Genomic DNA, 416 nt, shown 5'->3' on the forward strand with positions numbered 1-416 from the left:
TTCCCAGAGCGAGCGCCACCGCGAGTCCGACGCCGAGCCAGATGCGCGGCAGAACGTCTTTGCGGTCGATCTTGACGATGTAGGCGATGAGAATAGTCACGATCAGGGCTGCTTCAAGCCCCTCGCGAAGGCCGATCAGGTAGTTACCGAGCACGTCACGTCCAGAAGGTCAAGATGCGGAATAGCTGTGAATGATGGTAAGGCTAACCTTACCTTTTCCGACTCTAGCCCCGGACACCCGCCCATGTCTAGTTATGATTCTGTGAGGTGAATGTGTCTTTATCGAGGAATGCAGCGGGGTCCCATGGTTATGTCCGGTAGCGGCGAACACATCGTGTTCGTGCATGGGCGCCCAGGCGATGAATCCTGGCTGACTGGCGGCACAATCGCTCGCCTGCACGACCTCGGGTCTCCCT

At 57.9% G+C, this 416-nt stretch carries 1 protein-coding gene; it reads right to left on the reverse strand.

Features of this window, described 5'->3' with window-relative positions:
- The coding region (locus JF66_RS22645) for an FTR1 family protein (RefSeq protein ID WP_197059517.1) at positions 1-154 on the reverse strand (154 nt) is incomplete at its 3' end.
- Between the last annotated feature and the right edge of the window lie 262 nt (positions 155-416).

The sequence above is a fragment of the Cryobacterium sp. MLB-32 genome (genome assembly GCF_000738085.1).
In the GTDB taxonomy this organism is placed as follows: Bacteria; Actinomycetota; Actinomycetes; order Actinomycetales; family Microbacteriaceae; genus Cryobacterium.